Below are 22,267 nucleotides of genomic sequence, written 5' to 3' on the forward strand. Positions count from 1 at the left end.
ATGACCGACCTGTCCCTCTCGGGCACGGACGGCGGCGAGGCCCCGCACCCCGCTGACGGGGTGCGGGGCCTCCTGCATGACCTGCGCGGCACGATGCTCGGCGTCGCCTCCGGGCTCACGGGCCCGCGGCGCTCGGGCGTGGCGCGCCGCTCCGCCCTCGTGCGCACCGTCACCGAGCGGCTCGCCGCCCTGTACGCCGAGGCCACCGCCGACGTCGCCCCGACCGGCATCGCGCTCGCCGCCGTCGGCAGCCTCGCGCGCGGCGACCTCGGTCCGCTGTCCGACCTCGACCTCGTGCTCGTCCACGACGGGCGCACGCACGACGCCGACACCCTCGCCACGGTCGCCGAGCGCCTCTGGTACCCGCTGTGGGACTCGGGCGTCGACATCGACCACGCCGTGCGCTCGCTCACCCAGACCCGCCAGGTGGCGTCCAAGGACCTCGCCGCGGCCGTGAGCTGGCTCGACGTGCGCCCCCTGGCCGGCGACGCCGTCGTGGTGCACCGCGCCGCGTCGGCGATCCTCACCGACTGGCGGGCGGCGTCGCGCCGCCGCCTGCCCGAGCTGCTCGCGTCCGCCCGCGAGCGCGCGGACCGCTCCGGCGAGCTGGCCTACCTCGTCGAGCCGGACCTCAAGGAGGCCCGCGGCGGCATCCGCGACGCGGTGCTGCTCTCCGCGCTCGCGGCCACGTGGCTGACCGACCGGCCGCACGGCGCGGTCGACAAGGCCTACGCCCACGTGCTCGACGTGCGTGACACCCTGCAGGTGGTCACGCGGCGGCGCACCAGCCGGCTGCTGCTCGCCGACCTCGACGAGGTGGCCGAGCGCTCCGGCCACGACGACCCGGACGAGCTGCTCGCGAGCCTCGCCGAGGCCGGCCGGGAGATCTCCTACGCGCTCGACTCCACGGTGCGCCGGGCCCGTCAGGCCCTGCAGCGGCCGGCGGCGCGCACGCCGCTGCTGGTCCGCGGCCGGCGCACGCCGCCGCGGCTGCGGCCGGTGGGGGACGGGCTCGTGGAGCACGACGGCGAGCTGGTGCTCGCGATCGACGCCCGGCCCGAGGCGGACCCGCTGCTCAGCCTGCGCGCCGCGGCCACCGCCGCCCGCACCGGCCTGGTGCTCTCCCCGGTCACGGTGGGCAGCCTGGCCGCCGGCGCCCCGCTGCCCGAGCCGTGGCCCCGGGCGGCGCGCCAGTCGTTCCTGCAGCTGCTCGGCTCCGGCCCGGCGCAGGTGCCCGTCTGGGAGGCGCTCGACCTGGCCGGCGTCGTCACGTCCTGGGTCCCGGAGTGGGCCGGGGTGCGCAACCGCCCGCAGCGCGCCGCGATCCACCGGCACACCGTCGACCGGCACCTGGTGGAGACCGCGGCCAACGCCGCGGGCGCGCGCAAGCGCCTGCCGGACCCCACCGCCGCCCGCGCGGACGTGCTGCTGCTGGCCGCGCTGCTGCACGACGTCGGCAAGCGGCGCGGCGCCCTCAGCCCCGACCACGCCACCGAGGGCGCCCGCCTGGTGCCGGGCATCCTGGCGCGGATGGGCTTCGGCGACGACGTCGCGCGCGACGTCCAGCGGCTCGTGCGCCACCACCTGCTGCTGGCGGAGCTGGCCACCACGGCCGACCCGCACGACCCGGCGACGCTGGCGCGGCTGCTCGACGCGGTCGACCACCGGGCCGACCTGCTGGCCGAGCTGCGCGCCCTCACCGAGGCGGACGCGTCGTCGCTGGGCGCCGACCGCGGCTGGACCGCCTGGCGTGCCCGGCTCGTGGACGACCTCACCGGCCGGGCCCGCGCGGCCCTGGCCGGGCGGGCCGGCGGGTAGGCTGGGGGACCGCACCACGCCCCATCGAGAACCCTGAGGACCTGACTGGTGTTCAACTCCCTGTCGGACCGGCTCACCTCGACCTTCAAGAACCTGCGCGGTCGGGGACGGCTGTCGGAGGCGGACATCGACGCCACCGTGCGGGAGATCCGCCGCGCGCTGCTGGACGCCGACGTCGCCGTCCCGGTCGTGCGCGAGTTCACCGCCGCCGTGCGCGAGCGGGCCCTGTCGGCCGAGGTGTCGCAGGCGCTCAACCCCGCCCAGCAGGTCGTCAAGATCGTCAACGAGCAGCTCGTCGAGATCCTCGGCGGCGCCACCCGGCCGCTCCAGCTGGCCAAGACGCCGCCGACCGTGATCATGCTCGCGGGCCTCCAGGGCGCCGGCAAGACGACCCTGGCGGGCAAGCTGGCGCTCGCGCTGCGCGAGCAGGGGCACACGCCCGTGCTCGTCGCCGCCGACCTGCAGCGGCCCAACGCCGTCACCCAGCTGTCCGTCGTCGCCGAGCGCGCGGGCGTGCCGGTCTTCGCGCCGCACCCGGGCAACCAGGGCGCCGAGACCGACGCCGTCATCGGCGACCCGGTGAGCGTGGCGCGCGACGGCGTGGCCTTCGCCCGCGAGAAGCAGCACGACGTCGTCATCGTCGACACCGCCGGCCGCCTCGGCGTCGACCAGCTGCTCATGCAGCAGGCCGCGGACATCCGCGCCGCCGTCCAGCCGGACGAGGTGCTGTTCGTCATCGACGCGATGATCGGCCAGGACGCCGTCGCCACGGCCCAGGCGTTCCTCGAGGGCGTCGACTTCACCGGCGTCGTGCTGTCCAAGCTCGACGGCGACGCCCGCGGTGGTGCCGCCCTCAGCGTCGCCGGCATCACCGGCCGGCCGATCATGTTCGCCTCCACGGGCGAGAAGCTCACCGACTTCGAGGTCTTCCACCCCGACCGCATGGCGTCGCGCATCCTCGACATGGGTGACGTGCTGACGCTCATCGAGCAGGCCGAGCGCGCCTTCGACGCCGCCGAGGCCGAGAAGATGGCGCAGAAGGTCGCCACGGGGCAGGACTTCACGCTGGCCGACTTCCTGGTGCAGATGCAGCAGATGAAGAAGCTCGGGTCGATGAAGAAGATGCTCGGCATGCTGCCGGGCATGGGCCAGATGCGCGAGGCCATCGAGCAGTTCGACGAGCGCGAGGTCGACCGCATCGAGGCGATCATCAAGTCGATGACCCCGGCCGAGCGGGACAACCCGAAGATCATCAACGGCTCGCGCCGCGCGCGCATCGCCCGCGGCTCGGGCTCGACGACCACGGCGGTCAACCAGCTGCTGGAGCGGTTCGAGGCCGCGCAGAAGATGATGCGCCAGATGGCCCGCGGCGGCGGCGCCCCCGGGATGCCGGCGATGCCGGGCATGCCCGGGATGGGCGGCGGCAAGAAGTCGCGCGGCAAGCAGGCGCCGTCCAAGAAGGTCAAGGGCAAGTCGGGCAACCCCGCCAAGCGCGCCCAGCAGGAGCGCGAGGCGATGCAGCGCGCCCTGGGCGGCCCGGCGTCGCCGTCGACGCCGGCCGGCTCGGCGTTCGGCGTCGGCAAGCCGCAGGAGGAGGAGGTCGACCTGTCCAACCTCCAGCTGCCCGGCGGCCTCGACAAGCTGCTCGGCGGCCGCTGACGCCCTCGGCGGCGCGCCCGGGCCCTTCCAAGACCCGGTTGGAGCCGGGCCCGCCGGTCTGGCACAATGTCCCGGTACTCGGCGTGCCCAGGCCCCTCTCACCTGCGCAAGCCGCGTCCTGACCTGCCCCACCCGTCGGACCCCACGACGTGGTGTGCGCGGGTCGCCCACACAGAACCAGGAGTGACCACAACAGTGGCCGTCAAGATTCGCCTCAAGCGCCTCGGCAAGATCCGGGCCCCGTACTACCGTGTCGTCGTCGCCGACTCGCGCACCAAGCGCGACGGTCGCGTGATCGAGGAGATCGGCAAGTACCACCCGACCGAGGAGCCCTCGTTCATCGAGATCACCTCCGAGCGCGCGCAGTACTGGCTCGGCGTCGGCGCGCAGCCGACCGAGCAGGTCCTCGCCCTCCTCAAGGTGACGGGTGACTGGCAGAAGTTCAAGGGTCTCCCGGGCGCCGAGGGCACCCTGCGGACCAAGGACGCCAAGGCGGACTCCGCCGCCGCGGTCGAGGCCGTCGCCGCCGAGGCCGAGAAGGTCAAGGCGAACGCCGCCCAGACCAAGACCGCCGCGCCGGCCGAGGCCGACGCCCCCGCCGAGGCTGACGAGGCCTGATGCTCGCGGACGCCCTCGAGCACCTGGTGCGCGGCATCGTCGACAACCCGGACGACGTCCGGGTGTCGCAGAAGCCGCTGCGCCGGGGTGACCTGCTCGAGGTCCGCGTGCACCCGGACGACCTGGGCCGAGTCATCGGCCGGGGCGGCCGGACCGCCAAGGCGCTGCGCACCGTGATCGGTGCGCTGGCGACCGAGGGGCCGGTGCGGGTCGACGTCGTCGACGTCGACCGGCGCTGAGGCTCCACCGCACGTACGACGAGGCCCGGTCCACCAGGACCGGGCCTCGTCGCGTCCCGGCCCGCGCGCAGCGGGCCCGCACCCGAGGGAGACGACATGGAGCTGGTGGTCGCACGGATCGGCCGCGCGCACGGCCTGCGCGGCGAGGTGGCGCTCGACCTGCGCACCGACGACCCCGAGACGCGGCTCGCGGTCGGCACGACGCTGGCGACGCAGCCCCCGGCCGCGGGCCCGCTGACGGTCACGCGGGTGCGCCTGCACCAGGACCGCTGGCTCGTGACGTTCGCCGAGGCGGCCGACCGCACCGCGGCCGAGGCCCTGCGCGGCGTCGAGCTCGTCGTCGAGGCCGACGCCTCCGACGAGGAGGACGCCTGGTACCCGCACGAGCTGCAGGGCCTGCGCGTCGAGCTGACCGACGGCACCGTCGTCGGCGAGCTGGTGGCGCTGGAGCACCTGCCCGCCCAGGACGCGCTGCTGGTCGCCGAGAAGCTCCCCGACGGCACCACCGTGCGCACGCTCGTGCCGTTCGTCCGGGCGATCGTGCCGGTGGTCGACGTGGCCGGCGGCCGCGTCGTGCTCGACCCGCCCGGCGGGCTGCTGGCGCGCGACGCCGACGCCGTCGTCGTCGACCTGCCCGAGCCGGGCGGGACCGACGGCGCCGACGCCGACGGCGACACCGACACCGACGACGCCGGCGGCGCCGACGGGGAGCGCTGACGTGCGCATCGACGTCGTCACGATCTTCCCGGACTATCTCGCCGCCCTGGACCTGTCGCTGGTCGGCAAGGCCCGCCAGGCGGGGCTGCTCGACTTGCGCGTGCACGACCTGCGCGACTGGACCGCCGACCGGCACCGCACCGTCGACGACACCCCGTTCGGCGGGGGCGCCGGCATGGTCATGCGGCCCGACGTGTGGGGCCGGGCGCTGGACGACGTGCTCGGCGAGGAGGGCCACCTCGTGGTGCCGACGCCGTCGGGCGAGGTGTTCACGCAGCGCCACGCCGAGGCCCTCGCGGGCGAGGGCCACCTCGTCATCGCCTGCGGGCGCTACGAGGGCATCGACGCCCGCGTGGCCGAGCACCACCGCGCCGCGGGCCGCCGCGTGAGCGAGCTGTCCATCGGCGACTACGTGCTCAACGGCGGCGAGGTCGCGGCCCTGGTGATGATCGAGGCGGTCGGCCGGCTGCTGCCGGGCGTCGTCGGCAACCCCGCCTCGCTCGTCGAGGAGTCGCACGGCGCGGCGGGGCTGCTCGAGTACCCGGTGTACACCAAGCCGCCGGCCTGGGAGGGCCTGGAGGTGCCGGACGTGCTGCTGTCGGGTCACCACGCCCGGATCGACCGCTGGCGGCGCGACCGGGCGCTGGAGCGCACCGCGCAGCGCCGGCCCGACATGCTGGCGGCGCTCGACGTCGCCGCCCTCGACAAGCACGACCTGCGCCTGCTCGACGCGCTCGGCTGGCGGGTCGCCGCGGGCCGGCTCGTGCGCGCGGCGGACGCTGCCGGGGACGCGGGCGGGGACGCGCCGCGCGGGGGTGTGGCAGAATAGCTCGCTGGCTGCGTCGACGGCCGCCAGCACCGGGTCTCTGCCACAGGGGAGACCAGAGCGACGACTCGCTCGCTGGGCGCCGGACGCACCACGAACCGATCCGAACGACCCGCGCACCGCGCGGGCCTGAGCTTGCACCTGACCTGTGGCAGGGCGGGGAGACATCATGCACACGCTCGACTTCGTCGACGCAGCCTCGCTGCGCTCCGACGTCCCGGACTTCCGCGCCGGCGACACCCTCAAGGTCAACGTCAAGGTCGTCGAGGGCAACCGCTCGCGCATCCAGGCCTTCCAGGGCGTCGTGATCGCGCGCCAGGGCGACGGCGTCCGCGAGACGTTCACCGTCCGCAAGGTCAGCTTCGGCGTCGGCGTGGAGCGCACGTTCCCCGTCCACGCCCCGACGATCGACTCGGTCGAGGTCGTCACCCGCGGTGACGTCCGCCGCGCGAAGCTGTACTACCTGCGCTCGCTGCGCGGCAAGAAGGCGAAGATCAAGGAGAAGCGCGAGCGCTGAGCTCGACCCTCCCTCGTCGCCGGCGTGCCGGCGGCCACGTCCACGGGCGGTCCCTTCCGGGGCCGCCCGTCGGCGTACCAGGACGGTTACGCGACGCCCGCGCCCACGTGGAAGAGTGACCCCGTGACAGAACCTGACACTTCGCCCACCTCGGCCGCCTCCCGTCCGGGGAGCGCCCACCGCCGGGACCGGCCCGCCGGCCGGGGGCGCGGGCGAGGGCTCGGGGTGCTGCGCGAGACGGCGGTCGTCGTCGTCAGCGCGCTGGTGCTCTCCTGGCTCATCAAGACGCTGCTCGTGCAGCCCTTCTACATCCCGAGCGGCTCCATGGAGGACACCCTCGAGGTCGGCGACCGCGTGATGGTCTCGCGCCTGGTCCCGCGCGCGCTGGACCTGCACCGCGGCGACATCGTGGTCTTCAAGGACCCGGGCGGCTGGCTCCCGCCGTACGTGGCGCCCGACCGCGGCCCGGTCGGCAACGCGGTCACCGAGGGGCTGACGTTCGTCGGCCTGCTGCCGCAGGACACCGGCGAGCACCTGATCAAGCGGGTCGTCGGCATGCCCGGGGACCACGTCACCTGCTGCGACGCCGAGGGCCGCGTCCAGGTCAACGGCGCGCCGGTCGACGAGACGTACATCAAGCCCGGCTCGGTGCCGAGCCAGGACCCGTTCGACGTGACGGTGCCGGACGGCATGCTGTTCGTCATGGGCGACAACCGGCAGGACTCTCAGGACTCGCGCTACAACACGTCCAAGCCCGGCGGCGGCTTCGTGCCCGTCTCCAACGTGGTCGGCACCGCGTTCGCCACGGTGTGGCCGCTGGACCACGCCACGTGGCACCGCAACCCCGGGGACGTCTTCGAGGAGGTGCCGCAGCCGTGACGACGCCGCGCCGTCCGACCCCGCCGCGCTCGCGCGCGGCCGGCGGACCCCGCAAGCCCACGCTGCGCCACGAGCGGGCCATCCTCGGCAGCGGCGCCCGCCTCGTCGCCGGGATGGACGAGGTCGGCCGCGGGGCGCTCGCCGGGCCGGTGAGCGTCGGCGTCGTCGTCGTCGACGCCGCGACCCGCACCGCGCCGCAGGGCCTGGCCGACTCCAAGCTGCTCACCCCCGCCGCGCGCGAGACCCTCGTGCCCGCGGTGCGGCGCTGGGGCGTCGCCTGGGCCGTCGGGCACGCCGGGCCGGCCGAGATCGACGCGCACGGCATCGTCGGCGCGCTGCGCCTGGCCGGCCGCCGCGCGCTGGCCCAGGTGCGCCGCGTGTGCGGCGACGTCGACGTCGTGCTGCTCGACGGGTCGCACGACTGGCTGTCGCGCCGCGAGGTGGACCTGTTCGAGGCGGCCGACCTCGACGTCGCCGGGGCGCCCGAGACCGACCCCGCGGTGCGCACGCTCGTCAAGGCCGACCTGCAGTGCTCCTCGGTCGCGGCCGCCAGCGTGCTCGCCAAGGTGGAGCGGGACATGCTCCTGACCCGCCTGGCGCGCCAGTACCCGACGTACGCCTGGGACCAGAACAAGGGCTACTCGGCGCCGGCGCACCTCGAGGCGCTGCGCCGGCACGGCACCACGCCGCAGCACCGGCGCTCGTGGAACCTCAAGGCGATCTCCGGCGGGCAGGAGCCGGCCGAGACCGCCGCCCCGGCGCCGGCGGCCGAGGCGGCCGAGGCGGCGGCGGCCGAGGTGGTCGAGGCCTTCGAGGCGGCCGTCGCGCAGAGCCTGGCGCCCGAGGCGCTCGCGCCGGACCCGGCTGCGTCGCCGCAGGTCGCGCCCGACACCACGGGCGCGGCGGATGACGCCGCCGTCGGGTCCGGCGGTGGGAGGATGACGTCGTGAGCGCCGAAGACCTCGAGAACTACGAGACCGAGATGGAGCTCGCGCTCTATCGCGAGTACCGCGACGTCGTGGGCCTGTTCTCGTACGTGGTGGAGACCGAGCGGCGGTTCTACCTCGCCAACCAGGTGGACCTGCAGGTGCGGTCCGCGGCCGGCGAGGTGTACTTCGAGCTGCGCCTCGCCGACGCCTGGGTCTGGGACGTGTACCGCTCGGCGCGGTTCGTGAAGTCCGTGCGGGTCGTCACCTTCAAGGACGTCAACGTCGAGGAGCTCGCCAAGGCGGACCTCACGCTGTAGCGGGCCGCTGCCCCTCCCGCCGGCCCGCCCACCGGCCCGCCGGCACGGGCGGCCCCGGCCCGGACGGTGCCCACAGCCGCCGCCGTGCGCCGGCCCTCCACAGGCGGCCCCGCCGCGGCCCGACGCCGCCGCCACGGCCCGCGAGGCTGCTCGCGGAGGTGGTCGGCATGCGGGCGAAGGACGCCGTCGGCAGGTACGGGGAGCAGGTGGCCGCGCGGCACCTGGTCGAGCGGGGCTTCGAGCTGCTGGACCGCAACTGGCGCGGCACCGGGGGCGAGCTCGACGTGGTGGCCCTCGACGGCCGCACGCTCGTGGCCGTCGAGGTCAAGACGCGGCGCGGGGAGCGGTACGGCCACCCGGCCCAGGCGGTCACGCCGGCCAAGCTGGCGCGGCTGCGGCGGCTGACGGGGCAGTGGCTGGACGAGCACGCGGCCGGCGCCCCGCGCCGCTTCCGCGAGGTGCGGATCGACGTCGTCGCCGTGATCCTGCCGCGGGCGGGCGCCGCCCGCGTGGAGCACCTCGAGGGGGTGCTCTGAGTGAGCCTCGGGACGACGGCGGGCGTGGGGCTGGTCGGGCTGACGGGTCACGTCGTCGAGGTGCAGGCGCAGCTGGCCTACTCGGTGCCGGGCTTCGCGCTCGTGGGCCTGCCGGACACCGCGCTGAGCGAGGCGCGCGACCGCGTGCGGGCGGCGGTGCTCTCGAGCGCCATCGCCTGGCCGAACCGCAAGATCACCGTCAACCTCTCGCCGGCGTCGCTGCCCAAGGGCGGCTCGGCGTTCGACGTCTCGATCGCCGTGGCGGTGCTGGCCGGGGCGGGGGAGGTGCCCGCCGACGGGCTGGACCGGGTCGTGCACCTCGGCGAGCTCGGGCTGGACGGGCGCCTGCAGCCGGTCCGGGGCGTGCTGCCGGCCGTGGCCGCGGCGGTCGCGGCCGGGTTCCGCGACGTCGTGGTGCCGACGGCCGACGTCGAGGAGGCCTCGCTCGTGCCCGGCGCCCGCGTGCGGGGCGCCACCACGCTGGCGGAGGTGGTGGCGCTGCACGGCGGGACGCCGCCGCGGGTGCCGGACGTCGACCCGGTGCGGCGGCCGCGCGGGACGACGGCCGCCCGCGACCTGGGCGACCTCGTGGACCTCATGGGCCAGGAGGTGCCGCGCGTGGCGCTCGAGGTGGCCGCGGCCGGCGGGCACCACCTGCTGCTGACCGGGCCGCCCGGGGCGGGCAAGACGATGCTCGCCCAGCGGCTGCCCGGCATCCTGCCCGACCTCACCGAGCCGGAGGCGGTGGAGGTGACCGCCGTGCACTCGCTGGCGGGGACGTTCGACCCGGCGGCCGGCCTGGTCACCCGGCCGCCGTACGAGGACCCGCACCACACGGCCACGCCGGCGTCCGTGGTGGGCGGTGGCTCCGGCACGCCGCGGCCGGGTGCCGCCTCGCGCGCCCACCGCGGCGTCCTGCTGCTCGACGAGGCTCCCGAGTTCCAGTCCAAGGTGCTCGAGACGCTGCGCCAGCCGCTGGAGCAGGGCGAGCTGGTGATCCACCGCGCGGCCGGCGCGGCCCGGTTCCCGGCGCGGTTCCAGCTCGTCATGACGGCCAACCCGTGCCCCTGCGGCATGGGGTCCGGCAAGGGGCTCGACTGCGCCTGCACGCCCATGGCGCGCCGGCGCTACTTCGGCCGGCTGTCGGGACCGCTGCTGGACCGGGTGGACGTCCAGGTCGAGGTGCAGCCCGTGGGGCGGGTCGACTTCGCGGCCGCGGCGGGAGAGCCGTCGGGGGCCGTGGCGGCACGGGTCGCGGCGGCACGGGCGGCGGCGCGCGCCCGGTACGCCGGCACCCCGTGGACGGTCAACGCCGAGGCGCCGGGGAGCTGGCTGCGCGAGCGGCTGCGGCCCCGCCGGGGCGTGCTCGCCGACGTCGACCGGGCGCTCGACGAGGGCCGGCTCAGCCTGCGCGGCGCCGACCGGGTCCTGCGGATCGCCTGGACGGTCGCCGACCTGGCAGGGCGGGAGGCCCCGACCGCCGGGGACGTCGCGTTCGCGATGGCGCTGCGCACCGGGAGGCATGCATGAGCCGGCTCGCCTTCGACGCCCACGACTCCCGGCTGGCCCGCGCCGCATGGAGCCGGCTCGCCGAGCCCGGCGACGAGGTCGCCGGCGCGCTCGTGGCGCACCTGGGGGCGTCGGCGGCGCTCGACTGGCTGGCCGAGGCGGCGGCCGGCGACGGCGTCCTGCTCCCGGCCGGTCCGTCGGCGGCCTCGGCGCTCGCGGCGGCGGTGACGGGCACGCCGGCCGCCGCCGCGCTGGCGGCCGCGGTGGGCCGCTGGGCGCCCCGGCTGGAGAACCTCGACCCGCGGCGCGAGCTGCGGGTGCTGGAGCGCACCGGCGGCACGCTGCTCGTGCCCGACGACCGGCGCTGGCCGCGGGCGCTGGACGACCTGGGCGCGGCCGCCCCGTTCGCCCTGTGGGTCCGCGGCGAGCCGGACCTCGCGGCCCTGTGCGCCCGGTCCGTCGCCGTGGTCGGTGCCCGCGCGTCGACCGGCTACGGCGAGCACGTGGCCGGGCAGATCGCCGGCGGCCTGGCCGACCGGGGGTTCACGGTGGTCTCGGGCGGGGCCTACGGGATCGACGCCGTGGCCCACCGCGCGGCGCTGGTGGCCGGCGGGCCCACCGTGGCCGTGCTGGCCGGCGGCGTCGACCGGTTCTACCCGCAGGGCAACCAGGACCTGCTGCGGCGCGTCGCGGACGGCGGCGGCGCCGTGGTCAGCGAGGTGCCGCCAGGGTCGGCGCCGTACAAGCAGCGCTTCCTGGCCCGCAACCGGCTCATCGCCGCCGGCACGGGCGCCACGGTGGTGGTCGAGGCGGCATGGCGCTCCGGCGCGCTGTCGACGGCGCGCCGGGCTGCCGCGCTGCTGCGGCCGGTCGGCGCGGTGCCCGGGCCGGTCACGTCGATGGCGTCCGGCGGCTGCCACCAGCTGCTGCGCGACCAGGTGGCCACCTGCGTCACCGACGCGGCCGAGGTGGCGGAGCTCGCCGGCGCGCTCGGCGCCGACGCCGCACCCGAGCGCGCCGGCGCGACGGGGGAGGCGGACGGCCTGGACCCGACGGGCCGGGCGGTGCTCGACGCCCTGCCCGCCCGGGCGGCGGCGTCCGTGGCGTCGCTGGCGCGCGCCGCCGGGCTGTCCGTGCCCGACGTGCTCGGCGGGCTCGGGACGCTCGAGCTGCGCGGTCTCGCGGAGCCCGACGGCGGCGTGTGGCGGCGGGTGCGCCGTGCCGCGCGGCCGGCCCGGTCGACGGCAGGTGCGACACGCGCCGACCGGACCTGACCCGCCGCCCGCACCGGGCGAGGGAGACTGGCGGTGATGGCCGCCACCGACCCGACCTCTGACCTGCCGCCGCTGCCGCCGGCGATGCAGGACGCCGTCGCGCGCTTCGCCCAGCACCTCGAGAGCCAGCGGGGGCACTCGGCCCACACGCGGCGCGCGTACCTCGCCGACGTCACCGGGCTGCTGCGCCACGCGGTGCGCCACGGCGCCCACGGCCTGGACGACCTGCAGCTGCCCGTGCTGCGGGCGTGGCTCGCGGCGCAGGCCGACCGCGGCCTGGCCCGCAGCACCCTGGCCCGGCGTGGAGCGGCGGCGCGCGCGTTCCTGCGCTGGGCGCACCGCACCGGACTGGTGGCGCACGACCCCTCCGCGCGCCTGGCGAGCCCCAAGGTGTCGCGCGTGCTGCCCACCGTGCTCACGGGCGACGCCGCCGCCCGCATGCTCGACGCCGCGCGCGAGGACGCCCTCGCCGCCGAGGACGACGCCCGCTCCGCGGCGCTGCGGGCATGGGCCGCCGCCGAGCTGCTCTACGGCTCGGGGGTCCGCGTCGGGGAGCTCGTGACGGTCGACGTCGACGACGTCGACCCGGGCGAGCGGCTCGTCCGCGTGCTGGGCAAGGGCGGCAAGGAACGGGTCGTGCCCTTCGGCGTGCCCGCCGCCCGGGCCGTCGGCGCGTGGCTCGCCGAGGGGCGTCCGGCGATCGCGACCGCGGCGAGCGGCCCGGCCCTCCTGCTCGGCGACCGGGGCGGGCGCTGGGGGCAGCGGCAGGTGCGTGAGGCGGTGCACCGGCTCGCCGCGCAGGCGGGCGTCGACGACGTCGCGCCGCACGATCTGCGGCACTCCGCGGCCACGCACCTGCTGCAGGGCGGCTCGGACCTGCGCAGCGTGCAGGAGGTGCTCGGGCACGCCAACCTGGCGACCACCCAGCGCTACACGCACGTGGACGCCGAGCGGCTGCGCGCCGTCTACGCCCAGGCGTTCCCGCGCGCCTGACCGGGGTCCGACCGCGGCCGGTGCCCGCGCTGTACGGCTGCGGGCCGGCGCGCGGGTCACCGCGACGGCAGCAGAACGATCGGCGCCGCGAGGCCCAGCAGGGCCAGGGGGTCCAGGTAGGTCTCGCCCCGACGCACGCCCCAGTGCACGCAGGTGGCCGGTGCGCAGTGGTCGGGGTTCGCGCTGTCGCCCGGGCCGGCGGCGAGCGTGCCGACCGGGTCGCCGGCGGTCACCTGCGTGCCGACCGCCACGGTCGCCGCCACCGGCTCCAGGCTCGAGCGCAGGCCGTCGCGGTGGGTCACCACCACCGTCGGCTTGCCGGCGACCGAGCCCGCGAACGTCACGACACCCGCCCCGGGCGCCCCGACGACCTGTCCCGGCGCCGCGCGCAGGTCCACCCCGCGGTGCCCGGCGAGCCACCTCTCGGCCGGCGGGTCGAACGGGCGCGCCACCTCGCCCGCCACCGGGGCGACGTAACCGTCCGCCGCGCCCGGTGCGAGCAGGACCGGGCGCGCCGGGCCGAGCCCCAGCAGGACCGGGCCGGCCGGCCCGAGCCCGTCCGTGGTCGTCCACGCGGCCGGTGCCGCCGCCGGCGCGGCGTCCGGCGACCCCGGCCGCGCGGCGTCCGGCGACGACGGCACGACGAGCGCGGCGAGCACCAGCAGGGCGGCGGTACCGCCCGCGCCGACGCCGGACGCGGCCCGGGAGCCCCGGGCGCGCCGGACGCCTCGGATCCTCGGTGCGGTCCGTGGGGGAGCGGTGCGAGCGGCCATGGCGCCACGGTCACCGCCCGGCCAGGCTCGCGGGGGCGGAAGGCGCACGCCTGGGGACGGCCGCCGTCACCAGCAGGCTGTGGGCAGCGTCCGCGTCCCGCCACGCCGTCCAGGCGCCGCGGCAGCGGCGACGGCGGCGGGCCCCGGCCCGTGGTCCGCCCCCACGGGCACCGCCCCGCCTGCCCGACGAGCGCCGGCACCCGCACCCGGCCTGCGCCGTGACGTGCACCGTGACGGCGCGGCCGCCCCGCGAGCCGGACGCGACACGGCCCGCAGGGCCGGCCGCGTCGGGTAGACTCGCTGTCGCGATCGGTACGTCCACCCCTCGCTCCCCGGAACCCCGCACCCCGGCTCGTCCGCGAGCCCGGAGCCGGAGCGCCGGGACGCGGGGCACGCGCCGGTCGACTTCGCGCGTCACGACGCGCTCCGCGCCCCGGCACCCGCCGGCGCGCGGGGAGCGACCGCCTCGGCAGCGGTCCGCCCGCCCTGGGTCCCTCGGGACCCGGCCGCGAGCGGTGCCGAGCGGTGTGGCGCCAGGGGTGGGGCCGCCCGGCTCGCACCGACAACCCAGCACCGCGGCCGCCCCGGCGGCCGCCAGATGCGCGCGGGACGCGGGAGGATCCCGGCCCGCGCGGCGAAAGGACCAGTCATGGCCGTCGTGACCATGCGACAGCTCCTCGAGAGCGGTGTCCACTTCGGGCACCAGACCCGCCGTTGGAACCCGAAGATGAAGCGGTTCATCTTCACGGAGCGCAACGGCATCTACATCGTCGACCTCCAGCAGTCGCTGTCGTACATCGACCGCGCCTACGAGTTCGTCAAGGAGACGGTCGCCCACGGTGGGTCGATCCTCTTCGTCGGCACCAAGAAGCAGGCGCAGGAGCCGGTCGCCGAGCAGGCGTCCCGCGTCGGCATGCCCTACGTGAACCACCGCTGGCTGGGCGGCATGCTCACGAACTTCACCACCGTGCACAAGCGCCTCCAGCGCCTCAAGGAGCTCGAGGAGATCAACTTCGACGACGTGGCCGGCTCCGGCCTCACGAAGAAGGAGCTCCTGGTGCTGCGCCGCGAGAAGGACAAGCTCTCGCGCACGCTCGGCGGCATCCGCGACATGGCCAAGGTGCCGTCCGCGGTGTGGATCGTCGACACCAACAAGGAGCACCTCGCCGTCGACGAGGCCCGCAAGCTGGGCATCCCCGTCGTGGCGATCCTCGACACCAATTGCGACCCCGACCAGGTCGACTACGCGATCCCGGGCAACGACGACGCGATCCGCTCCGTCACGCTGCTCACCCGCGTGATCGCCGACGCCGCCGCCGAGGGCCTGCTGCAGCGCCACTCCGGCCGCACGGGCGCCGAGGCCACGGCCGAGGCCGAGCCGCTGGCCGAGTGGGAGCGCGAGCTCCTCGCGGGCGCCGAGGCCGCCACCACCGCGCAGACGGAGCCGACGGCCACCCCGGCCGCCGAGGGCACCGAGGCGCCGGAGGGCAACATGGCGCCGGCCGAGGGTGCTTCCGGCGACACGGCCGTGACCCCGGGCGACGACGCCGCCCCGGCCGCGGACGTCGCCGGCGTCGCCGAGCCGAAGTCCGAGTGAGGTGACGCGGGCCGGGGGTCGCACGACCCCCGGCCCGCCGCCCACCCGAACCCTCCCGGCGCCGCGCACGGCGCGCCGCCGGACCCACCAGCACGGAGGAACCCCCACCATGGCGAACTACACCGCCGCTGACATCAAGGCTCTGCGCGAGCGCACCGGCGCCGGCATGCTCGACGTCAAGAAGGCGCTCGACGAGGCCAACGGCGACGCCGAGAAGGCCATCGAGATCATCCGCGTCAAGGGCCTCGCCCGCGCCGCCAAGCGCGAGGGCAACGCGACCTCCGAGGGCCTCGTCGCCGTCAAGGTCGAGGACACCGCCTCGGGCCAGGCCGCCACGATCATCGAGCTCAACTCCGAGACCGACTTCGTGGCGAAGAACGAGAAGTTCATCACGCTGGCCGACAACGTCCTGGCCGCCGTGGCCAAGGCCGGTGCCGCCGACCTCGACGCCGCGCTCGCCGCGGACGCCGACGGCCAGACCGTGGCCGACCTCGTCGCCAGCCAGGGCGCGACCATGGGCGAGAAGATCGTCCTGCGCCGCGTCGCCCGCGTGGAGGGCCCGAAGGTCACCACGTACCTGCACCGCACGGCCAAGGACCTCCCGCCGTCGATCGGCGTCCTCGTCGTCACCGACGAGGCCGGCGAGGCCGTCGCCAAGGACGTCGCGCAGCACGTCGCGGCCATGGCGCCGAAGTACCTCACCCGCGAGGACGTCCCGGCGGACGTCGTCGCCAAGGAGCGCGACATCGCCGAGCAGACCTCGCGCAACGAGGGCAAGCCGGAGGCCGCGCTGCCGAAGATCATCGAGGGTCGCCTCAACGGCTTCTTCAAGGAGGCCGTCCTCGTCGACCAGCCGCTGGCCAAGGACCCCAAGGTCACGGTCGGCAAGCACGTCGAGAACGCCGGCGGCTCCCTCACGGAGTTCGTCCGCTTCCGCGTCGGCAACTGAGCCACGCCGGGTGGCCCGGCCTCACCCCGCAGCGGTGAGGCCGGGCCGCTCGCGCATCCGGACCCCGTCGGGGTCGCGGGTGCACCCGCAGCAACCAGCACGACCCAGCACGACCGAGCGACAGGACGGTGGCCGATGACCGCGACGCACGAGATCTCCACGACGACGGCCGACGGTGCGCGGCGCGTCCTGCTCAAGCTCTCCGGCGAGGCGTTCGGCGGCGGGAAAGTCGGCCTGGCCACCGACATCGTGCGCCGCATCGCCGCCGAGATCGGCGACGCCGTCCGCCAGGGCGTGCAGGTCGCGATCGTCGTCGGCGGCGGCAACTTCTTCCGCGGCGCCGAGCTGTCGCGCGCCGGCCTGGACCGTGCTCGCGCGGACTACATGGGCATGCTGGGCACCGTGATGAACTGCCTCGCCCTGCAGGACTTCCTGGAGCAGGACGGCATCACGACCCGCGTGCAGACCGCCATCACGATGGGCCAGGTCGCCGAGCCCTACATCCCGCTGCGCGCGATCCGGCACCTGGAGAAGGGCCGCGTCGTGATCTTCGGCGCCGGGGCCGGCATGCCGTACTTCTCCACCGACACCACGTCGGTGCAGCGCGCCCTGGAGACGCACTGCGACGAGGTGCTCATGGGCAAGAACGGCGTCGACGGCGTGTACACCGCCGACCCGCGCACCAACCCGGACGCCGAGCGGCTGGAGCACCTCACCTACACGGACGCCCTCGTGCAGAACCTCGAGGTCATGGACGCCACGGCCCTGAGCCTGTGCCGCGACAACGACGTGACGATGCGCGTGTTCGGCCTGGAGGGCGACGGCAACGTGACTCGCGCGCTGGTGGGCGAGAAGATTGGCACGCTCGTCACGGCGCGGTGACGCCCCGCACGGCCGGCACACCCGGCACGCCATCCAGCACGCCATCGAAGTACGACATCTGACTTAGGAGACACCGGTGATCGACGAGACGCTCCTCGAGGCCGAGGAGAAGATGGACAAGGCGATCGAGGTCGCCAAGGAGGACTTCGCGGGGATCCGCACCGGCCGCGCGAACGCCGGCATGTTCCACAAGATCACCGTGGACTACTACGGCGCGCCGACGCCGCTGCAGCAGCTCGCGTCCTTCAACATCCCCGAGGCGCGCACCGTGCTCGTCTCGCCCTTCGACAAGAGCGCGATGGCGGTCATCGAGAAGGCGCTGCGCGAGTCGGACCTGGGCGTCAACCCGTCCAACGACGGCAACGTCATCCGCCTGGTGCTGCCGGCCCTGACCGAGGAGCGCCGCCGCGACTACGTCAAGCTCGCCAAGACCAAGGCGGAGGAGGCGCGCGTGACCGTGCGCAACATCCGCCGCCGGGCGAAGGAGGCGCTGGACCGCATCGTCAAGGACGGCGAGGCCGGCGAGGACGAGGTCGCGCGCGCGGAGAAGGAGCTCGAGGCCCTCACCCGCAAGCACGTGGAGCAGGTGGACCAGCTGCTCGCCGGCAAGGAGAGCGAGCTGCTCGAGGTCTGATGGAGGCCGCACCGATCGACCCGGCGGCAGGGGGCGCGGAGCCCCCGGCGCCCCTGCCGTCCCGGGCCTCTCGGGCGGGCCGCAACCTGCCCGCCGCGATCGCCTCCGGCGTCGCGCTGCTCGTCGCCTTCGGGCTCTCCCTGTGGTTCCGCCCCGAGCCGTTCGTGGCGCTCGTCGTCCTGGCGGTCGGGGCGGGCCTGTGGGAGCTGCGTCAGGCGTTCGCCCGCGCGCAGGTCCGCCTGCCGTACTGGCCGCTGCTCGTCGGCGGCGCCGGCATGGCGGTGTCCGCGTTCACCGGCGGCGCCGAGGGGCTGCTGCTCGCCTACGTGCTCACTGTGGCTGCCGTCGTCGTCTGGCGGCTGCTGGACGGGCCGGGGCCGCAGGCGCTGCGCGACGCGACCGCCGGCGTCTTCGCCGCCACCTACGTCCCGTTCATGGCCGGGTTCGTCGTCCTGCTTCTCGGCCAGGCCGACGGTCCCGCGCGCGTCGTGCTGTTCGTGCTGCTCGCCGTGGCGAACGACACCGGCGGCTACATCGCCGGCGTGCTGTTCGGGCGCCACCCGCTGGCCCGGACCGTCAGCCCCAAGAAGAGCTGGGAGGGCTTCGCCGGCTCGGTCGCCCTCGCGGTCGGGGTCGGCGTCGCCGGGGCCGTGTGGGGCCTGGGCGCCTCGCCGTGGCTCGGCGTGGCCCTGGGTGTGATGGTCGCCATCACCGCGACCCTGGGGGACCTGGCCGAGTCGCTCATCAAGCGGGACCTAGAATTGAAGGACATGGGTTCGTTGCTCCCGGGCCACGGGGGCGTGCTGGACCGAATCGACTCGCTGCTGGCCACCGCCCCGTTCGTCTACCTCGTGCTGTCGGTGGCCGCGTAAGGAAACCTCTCATGGCCACTCGAACCGCCGCGCCCACGACCGCCGCGCCGCGCCCGACGGACCTCGGCGTCCCGTCCGTCCGCCCGTCGGACGAGACCAAGCCGGTGCCGCTGCAGATGGCGCCGCGCCGGCGGGGCAAGCCGCCGCGCCACTTCGCCGACCTCACGCCGGCCGAGCGCGCGGCGTCGGTCGAGGCGATGGGGGAGAAGCCGTTCCGGGCCAAGCAGCTCGCGACGCACTACTTCACGCACTTCACCTCCGACCCGGCGGAGATGACGGACCTGCCCGCCGCCACGCGCGACGAGGTGGCCCGCACGATGTTCCCGGAGCTGATCCGGCCCACCCGCCGGCTCGAGGCCGACGGCGGCACGACGGTCAAGACGCTGTGGCACCTGTTCGACGACGCCAAGGTCGAGTCGGTGCTCATGCGCTACCCGAACCGCACCACGCTGTGCGTCTCCAGCCAGGCCGGCTGCGGCATGGCGTGCCCGTTCTGCGCCACCGGCCAGCTCGGCCTGACGCGCAACCTGTCGACGGCGGAGATCGTCGAGCAGGTGCGCGCGGCCATGCGCTCGCTCGCCCAGGGCGAGATCCCCGGTGGGCCGACCCGCCTCAACAACCTCGTGTTCATGGGCATGGGCGAGCCGCTGGCGAACTACAAGGCCGTGATCGAGACCGTGCGCACCCTCGTCGCCCCGCAGCCCGAGGGCCTGGGCATGTCCGCGCGCAACATCACCGTCTCCACGGTGGGCCTGGTGCCGGCGATCGAGAAGCTCACCAAGGAGGGCATCCCGGTCACCCTGGCGCTGAGCCTGCACGCGCCCGACGACGACCTGCGCAGCGAGCTGGTGCCGATCAACACCCGTTGGAGCGTGGACGAGGCGCTGGACGCGGCCCGCCGCTACTTCGAGGTCACCGGCCGGCGCGTGTCGATCGAGTACGCGCTCATCAAGGACATGAACGACCACGCGTGGCGCGCCGACCTGCTCGGCGAGAAGCTCAACGCGCGCGGCAAGGGCTGGGTGCACGTCAACCCGATCCCGCTCAACCCGACGCCGGGGTCGATCTGGACGGCGAGCGAGCGTGCCGTCGAGGCGGAGTTCGTGGCACGATTGCGCGCGCACGGCATCCCGACGACGATCCGGGACACCCGCGGGTCGGACATCGACGGTGCGTGCGGGCAGCTGGCCGCCGAGGAGGAGGACGAGTGAGCAGCGCGCTGTTCGGCACGGTGTCGAGGTTCCGGACCGGCTACGACCGGGACGAGGTCGACGAGTTCTTCGACCACGCCCGCCAGGCCTACGAGGGCCGCTCGGCCGAGCCGATGACGAGCGGCGACATCCAGACCGCGACGTTCGAGCTGGTCCGCGGCGGCTACGACACGCACGAGGTCGACGCCGCGCTGGACCGCCTCGAGGCCGCGTTCGTCGCCCGCCAGCGTCAGGAGTTCGTGGGCCAGCACGGCCAGGAGTCCTGGATGACCGCCCTGGCCGAGCGCGCCCGCACCCTCTACGGCCGCCTCGGCCGGCCCGACGGGGAGAAGTTCGCCCCCGCCCCGCGCGGCCAGGCCGGCTACGACAAGGACGACGTCGACGCCCTGTGCGAGCGGCTGGTCGGCTACTTCGACCGCCAGGAGCCGCTGACCGCGGCCGAGCTGCGCGCGGCGACCTTCGGCCGCGCCCGGGGCGCCGACGGCTACGCCGAGGCGCCCGTGGACGCCTTCTTCGCCCGCGCGGTCGAGGTGCTGCTCGGCGTCGAGTGACACCCCGCGGCGCCGCTCGCCGCGGCCCCGCTCAGCAGGGCGGCGCCACCGGCTCCCCGGTGCCCGTGCGCAGGTAGGCGTCCGAGACGAAGTTGTCCGGGCCGATCTTGTTCCACAGGTCCGTGGTGCCCAGCGGGCCGGAGACCGTCTGGCCGCGCACCGTGCACAGCACCGGCACGCGCGCGCGCTCGGCCGCCAGGCCGGTGCGCGGGTAGCCCGTGCCGGGCCCCGTGCGCACGTTCACCGGCGTGCCGCCGGGGTGGACGACGCCGGTCGCCGCCTCGCCCTGCCACAGGAACGTCACGTCGACCCAGGCGTTGGACCGCAGGCCGAGCCCGTCCCAGAACGTGCCGTCGGCCAGGTCGATCCCGGCCGGGTTCGTCACCTCGCGGCCGTACTGGTCGCGCCCCTCGCGGTGCCCGGACCGGGACGCGGCCTGCGCCTGCGGCACCCCGCGGGGCAGGTCGGTGAATCCGTGGCGGGTGGCGCTCCAGTAGTCGTCGGTCGTGTTCCACGGGCCCACGTCCCACACCGGCGCGTACTCGCACCGCGTGGTGTCGGCGACGCACACCCGCACGGAGCAGGTGCCCGAGCCCTGCGCCCACGGTCCCGGCCACGGCGGCGAGGCCGACGAGCAGTGCGGTGCGGCGGTGGGTCCCGGTGCGCATGCGTCCGAAAGTAACCCGGGTCACACGTCGGCGCCCGCCGGGCCGGCGGTGCCGCCGGGGCGTGCATGGCCTGGGAGGATGGCGCCATGTCGCAGCGCACCGTCATGCTCCTCGGGTCCACCGGCTCCATCGGCACGCAGGCGATCGACGTGGTCGCCGCGCACCCGGACCGGTTCCGGGTCGAGGCGATCAGCGCCGGGGGCGGCGACGTCGGCCTGCTCGCCGAGCAGGCGGCGCGTCTCGCGGTCGCGGCGGTGGGGGTGGCCGACGCCGCCCGCGCCGACGCCTTGCGCGCCGCGCTCGCCGCGGCCGGCGCCGGCGACGTCGAGGTGCTCGCCGGGCCCGACGCCGCCACCGAGCTGGCCGGTCGGGGCAGCGACGTCGTGCTCAACGGCATCACCGGCTCCGTCGGGCTGCGCCCCACGCTCGCCGCGCTGGCGGCCGGGTCGACCCTGGCGCTGGCCAACAAGGAGTCCCTCGTCGTCGGCGGGGCGCTGGTCAAGGCCGCGGTGCGCCACGAGGGGCAGATCGTGCCGGTCGACTCCGAGCACTCCGCCATCGCCCAGTCCCTGCGGGGCGGGGCCCGGTCCGAGGTGCGGCGCCTGGTCCTCACCGCCAGCGGCGGCCCGTTCCGCGGCCGCACGCGCGACGAGATCAAGGCCGTGACGCCCGAGCAGGCGCTCGCGCACCCCACGTGGGCGATGGGGCCCGTGGTGACGGTCAACTCCGCGTCGATGATGAACAAGGGACTGGAGCTCATCGAGGCGCACCTGCTGTTCGACGTGCCGGTCGACGACATCACCGTGGTCGTGCACCCCCAGTCGGTGGTCCACTCGATGGTCGAGTTCGTGGACGGCTCCACCATCGCCCAGGCCTCGCCGCCCGACATGCGCCTGCCGATCGCGCTCGGGCTGTCGTGGCCGGACCGGCTCGACCCGGTGGCGACGCCGTGCGACTGGTCGCGGGCCACGGAGTGGACGTTCGAGCCGCTCGACGAGCGGACGTTCCCCGCGGTGCGCCTCGCCCGTGCGGCGGCCGCCGCCTCGGCCACCCACCCCGCCGTATACAACGCCGCCAACGAGCAGGGCGTCGCGGCGTTCCTGACCGGCCGCATCGGCTTCACCGACATCGTCGAGACCGTGGAGCGCGTGCTCGGCGAGCACGACGGCGTGGCGGTCGCCGCCGTGACGCTGGACGACGTCGACGCGGCCGAGGCCTGGGCGCGCGCCCGCGCCGACGAGCTGCTCGCCCGGCGCTAGCGCCCCGCCCGCGCCGGGCGCTGCGGTCGCTGGACCGTGA

24 protein-coding genes are annotated in these 22,267 nt (G+C 75.8%); 22 read left to right on the plus strand and 2 right to left on the minus strand.

Annotation, left to right across the window (positions count from 1 at the left end):
- The 14 genes from U5M74_RS07645 (at position 1) to U5M74_RS07710 (ending at position 12,831) form a co-directional block, all read left to right on the plus strand.
- Complete coding sequence (locus U5M74_RS07645) at positions 1–1,818, plus strand: HD domain-containing protein (protein ID WP_410907724.1); 1,818 nt, start codon at positions 1–3, stop codon at positions 1,816–1,818.
- A gap of 48 nt (positions 1,819–1,866) precedes the next feature.
- Positions 1,867–3,477 (plus strand): signal recognition particle protein, encoded by a 1,611-nt coding sequence (gene ffh, locus U5M74_RS07650; RefSeq protein WP_410907726.1) that lies wholly within the window; start codon positions 1,867–1,869, stop codon positions 3,475–3,477.
- A 195-nt stretch (positions 3,478–3,672) separates the two neighbouring features.
- Positions 3,673–4,095 (plus strand): 30S ribosomal protein S16, encoded by a 423-nt coding sequence (gene rpsP / locus U5M74_RS07655; RefSeq protein ID WP_069983595.1) that lies wholly within the window; start codon positions 3,673–3,675, stop codon positions 4,093–4,095.
- The gene (locus tag U5M74_RS07660; protein ID WP_069983594.1) at positions 4,095–4,334 is read left to right on the plus strand and encodes an RNA-binding protein; all 240 of its coding nucleotides are present in this window, start codon (positions 4,095–4,097) and stop codon (positions 4,332–4,334) included. Before rpsP ends, U5M74_RS07660 begins: the two co-directional genes overlap by 1 nt.
- A 96-nt stretch (positions 4,335–4,430) precedes the next feature.
- Positions 4,431–5,051 carry a ribosome maturation factor RimM gene (gene rimM, locus U5M74_RS07665; protein ID WP_410907729.1) on the plus strand — a complete coding sequence of 207 codons (621 nt, stop codon included), beginning with the start codon at positions 4,431–4,433 and terminating at the stop codon, positions 5,049–5,051.
- 1 nt (position 5,052) lies between these two features.
- On the plus strand, positions 5,053–5,880 hold the full coding sequence (gene trmD / locus U5M74_RS07670) for a tRNA (guanosine(37)-N1)-methyltransferase TrmD (protein ID WP_410907731.1): 828 nt from the start codon (positions 5,053–5,055) through the stop codon (positions 5,878–5,880).
- Positions 5,881–6,046: 166 nt separating this feature from the next.
- Complete coding sequence (gene rplS / locus U5M74_RS07675) at positions 6,047–6,394, plus strand: 50S ribosomal protein L19 (RefSeq protein WP_410907733.1); 348 nt, start codon at positions 6,047–6,049, stop codon at positions 6,392–6,394.
- Between the two features lie 225 nt (positions 6,395–6,619).
- The gene (lepB, locus tag U5M74_RS07680; RefSeq protein ID WP_410907735.1) at positions 6,620–7,273 is read left to right on the plus strand and encodes a signal peptidase I; all 654 of its coding nucleotides are present in this window, start codon (positions 6,620–6,622) and stop codon (positions 7,271–7,273) included.
- Positions 7,270–8,223, plus strand: a complete 954-nt coding sequence (locus U5M74_RS07685; protein ID WP_410907737.1) for a ribonuclease HII — start codon at positions 7,270–7,272, stop codon at positions 8,221–8,223. The genes lepB and U5M74_RS07685 overlap by 4 nt, the downstream gene beginning before the upstream one ends.
- On the plus strand, positions 8,220–8,519 hold the full coding sequence (locus U5M74_RS07690) for a DUF2469 domain-containing protein (RefSeq protein ID WP_069983591.1): 300 nt from the start codon (positions 8,220–8,222) through the stop codon (positions 8,517–8,519). The genes U5M74_RS07685 and U5M74_RS07690 overlap by 4 nt, the downstream gene beginning before the upstream one ends.
- A gap of 167 nt (positions 8,520–8,686) precedes the next feature.
- Positions 8,687–9,055, plus strand: a complete 369-nt coding sequence (locus U5M74_RS07695) for a YraN family protein (RefSeq protein WP_410907739.1) — start codon at positions 8,687–8,689, stop codon at positions 9,053–9,055.
- The gene (locus tag U5M74_RS07700) at positions 9,056–10,585 is read left to right on the plus strand and encodes a YifB family Mg chelatase-like AAA ATPase (RefSeq protein ID WP_410907741.1); all 1,530 of its coding nucleotides are present in this window, start codon (positions 9,056–9,058) and stop codon (positions 10,583–10,585) included.
- Positions 10,582–11,838, plus strand: a complete 1,257-nt coding sequence (dprA, locus tag U5M74_RS07705) for a DNA-processing protein DprA (protein ID WP_410907743.1) — start codon at positions 10,582–10,584, stop codon at positions 11,836–11,838. The genes U5M74_RS07700 and dprA overlap by 4 nt, the downstream gene beginning before the upstream one ends.
- Positions 11,839–11,874: 36 nt before the next feature.
- Positions 11,875–12,831 carry a tyrosine-type recombinase/integrase gene (locus tag U5M74_RS07710; protein WP_410907745.1) on the plus strand — a complete coding sequence of 319 codons (957 nt, stop codon included), beginning with the start codon at positions 11,875–11,877 and terminating at the stop codon, positions 12,829–12,831.
- 56 nt (positions 12,832–12,887) lie between these two features.
- Here U5M74_RS07710 and U5M74_RS07715 read toward each other — a convergent pair whose 3' ends face one another.
- Entirely contained in the window at positions 12,888–13,604 is a 717-nt protein-coding gene (locus U5M74_RS07715) for a murein hydrolase activator EnvC family protein (RefSeq protein WP_410907747.1), read from the minus strand.
- 649 nt (positions 13,605–14,253) lie between these two features.
- On the opposite strand from U5M74_RS07715, the gene rpsB reads away from it, so the two are divergent.
- The 7 genes from rpsB (at position 14,254) to U5M74_RS07750 (ending at position 20,300) form a co-directional block, all read left to right on the plus strand.
- On the plus strand, positions 14,254–15,201 hold the full coding sequence (rpsB, locus tag U5M74_RS07720) for a 30S ribosomal protein S2 (protein WP_410907749.1): 948 nt from the start codon (positions 14,254–14,256) through the stop codon (positions 15,199–15,201).
- A gap of 109 nt (positions 15,202–15,310) precedes the next feature.
- Positions 15,311–16,150, plus strand: coding sequence for a translation elongation factor Ts (gene tsf / locus U5M74_RS07725; protein ID WP_410907751.1), 840 nt, complete (start codon positions 15,311–15,313; stop codon positions 16,148–16,150).
- A 135-nt stretch (positions 16,151–16,285) separates the two neighbouring features.
- On the plus strand, positions 16,286–17,032 hold the full coding sequence (pyrH, locus tag U5M74_RS07730) for a UMP kinase (RefSeq protein ID WP_410907753.1): 747 nt from the start codon (positions 16,286–16,288) through the stop codon (positions 17,030–17,032).
- A 76-nt stretch (positions 17,033–17,108) separates the two neighbouring features.
- Positions 17,109–17,666 (plus strand): ribosome recycling factor, encoded by a 558-nt coding sequence (gene frr / locus U5M74_RS07735; RefSeq protein ID WP_410907755.1) that lies wholly within the window; start codon positions 17,109–17,111, stop codon positions 17,664–17,666.
- Positions 17,666–18,538 (plus strand): phosphatidate cytidylyltransferase, encoded by an 873-nt coding sequence (locus U5M74_RS07740; RefSeq protein ID WP_410907757.1) that lies wholly within the window; start codon positions 17,666–17,668, stop codon positions 18,536–18,538. Before frr ends, U5M74_RS07740 begins: the two co-directional genes overlap by 1 nt.
- Positions 18,539–18,549: 11 nt before the next feature.
- Entirely contained in the window at positions 18,550–19,749 is a 1,200-nt protein-coding gene (rlmN, locus tag U5M74_RS07745; protein WP_410907759.1) for a 23S rRNA (adenine(2503)-C(2))-methyltransferase RlmN, read from the plus strand.
- Entirely contained in the window at positions 19,746–20,300 is a 555-nt protein-coding gene (locus U5M74_RS07750) for a DivIVA domain-containing protein (RefSeq protein ID WP_410907761.1), read from the plus strand. The genes rlmN and U5M74_RS07750 overlap by 4 nt, the downstream gene beginning before the upstream one ends.
- Positions 20,301–20,331: 31 nt before the next feature.
- Here U5M74_RS07750 and U5M74_RS07755 read toward each other — a convergent pair whose 3' ends face one another.
- A complete protein-coding gene (locus tag U5M74_RS07755; RefSeq protein ID WP_410907763.1) occupies positions 20,332–20,871 on the minus strand; it encodes a hypothetical protein in 540 nt (179 codons plus the stop codon).
- A 183-nt stretch (positions 20,872–21,054) separates the two neighbouring features.
- On the opposite strand from U5M74_RS07755, the gene dxr reads away from it, so the two are divergent.
- Complete coding sequence (dxr, locus tag U5M74_RS07760; protein ID WP_410907765.1) at positions 21,055–22,227, plus strand: 1-deoxy-D-xylulose-5-phosphate reductoisomerase; 1,173 nt, start codon at positions 21,055–21,057, stop codon at positions 22,225–22,227.
- Positions 22,228–22,267 lie beyond the last annotated feature (40 nt).

This window comes from Puerhibacterium sp. TATVAM-FAB25 (assembly GCF_046535855.1).
Classification (GTDB): Bacteria; Actinomycetota; Actinomycetes; order Actinomycetales; family Cellulomonadaceae; genus Puerhibacterium; species Puerhibacterium variabilis_A.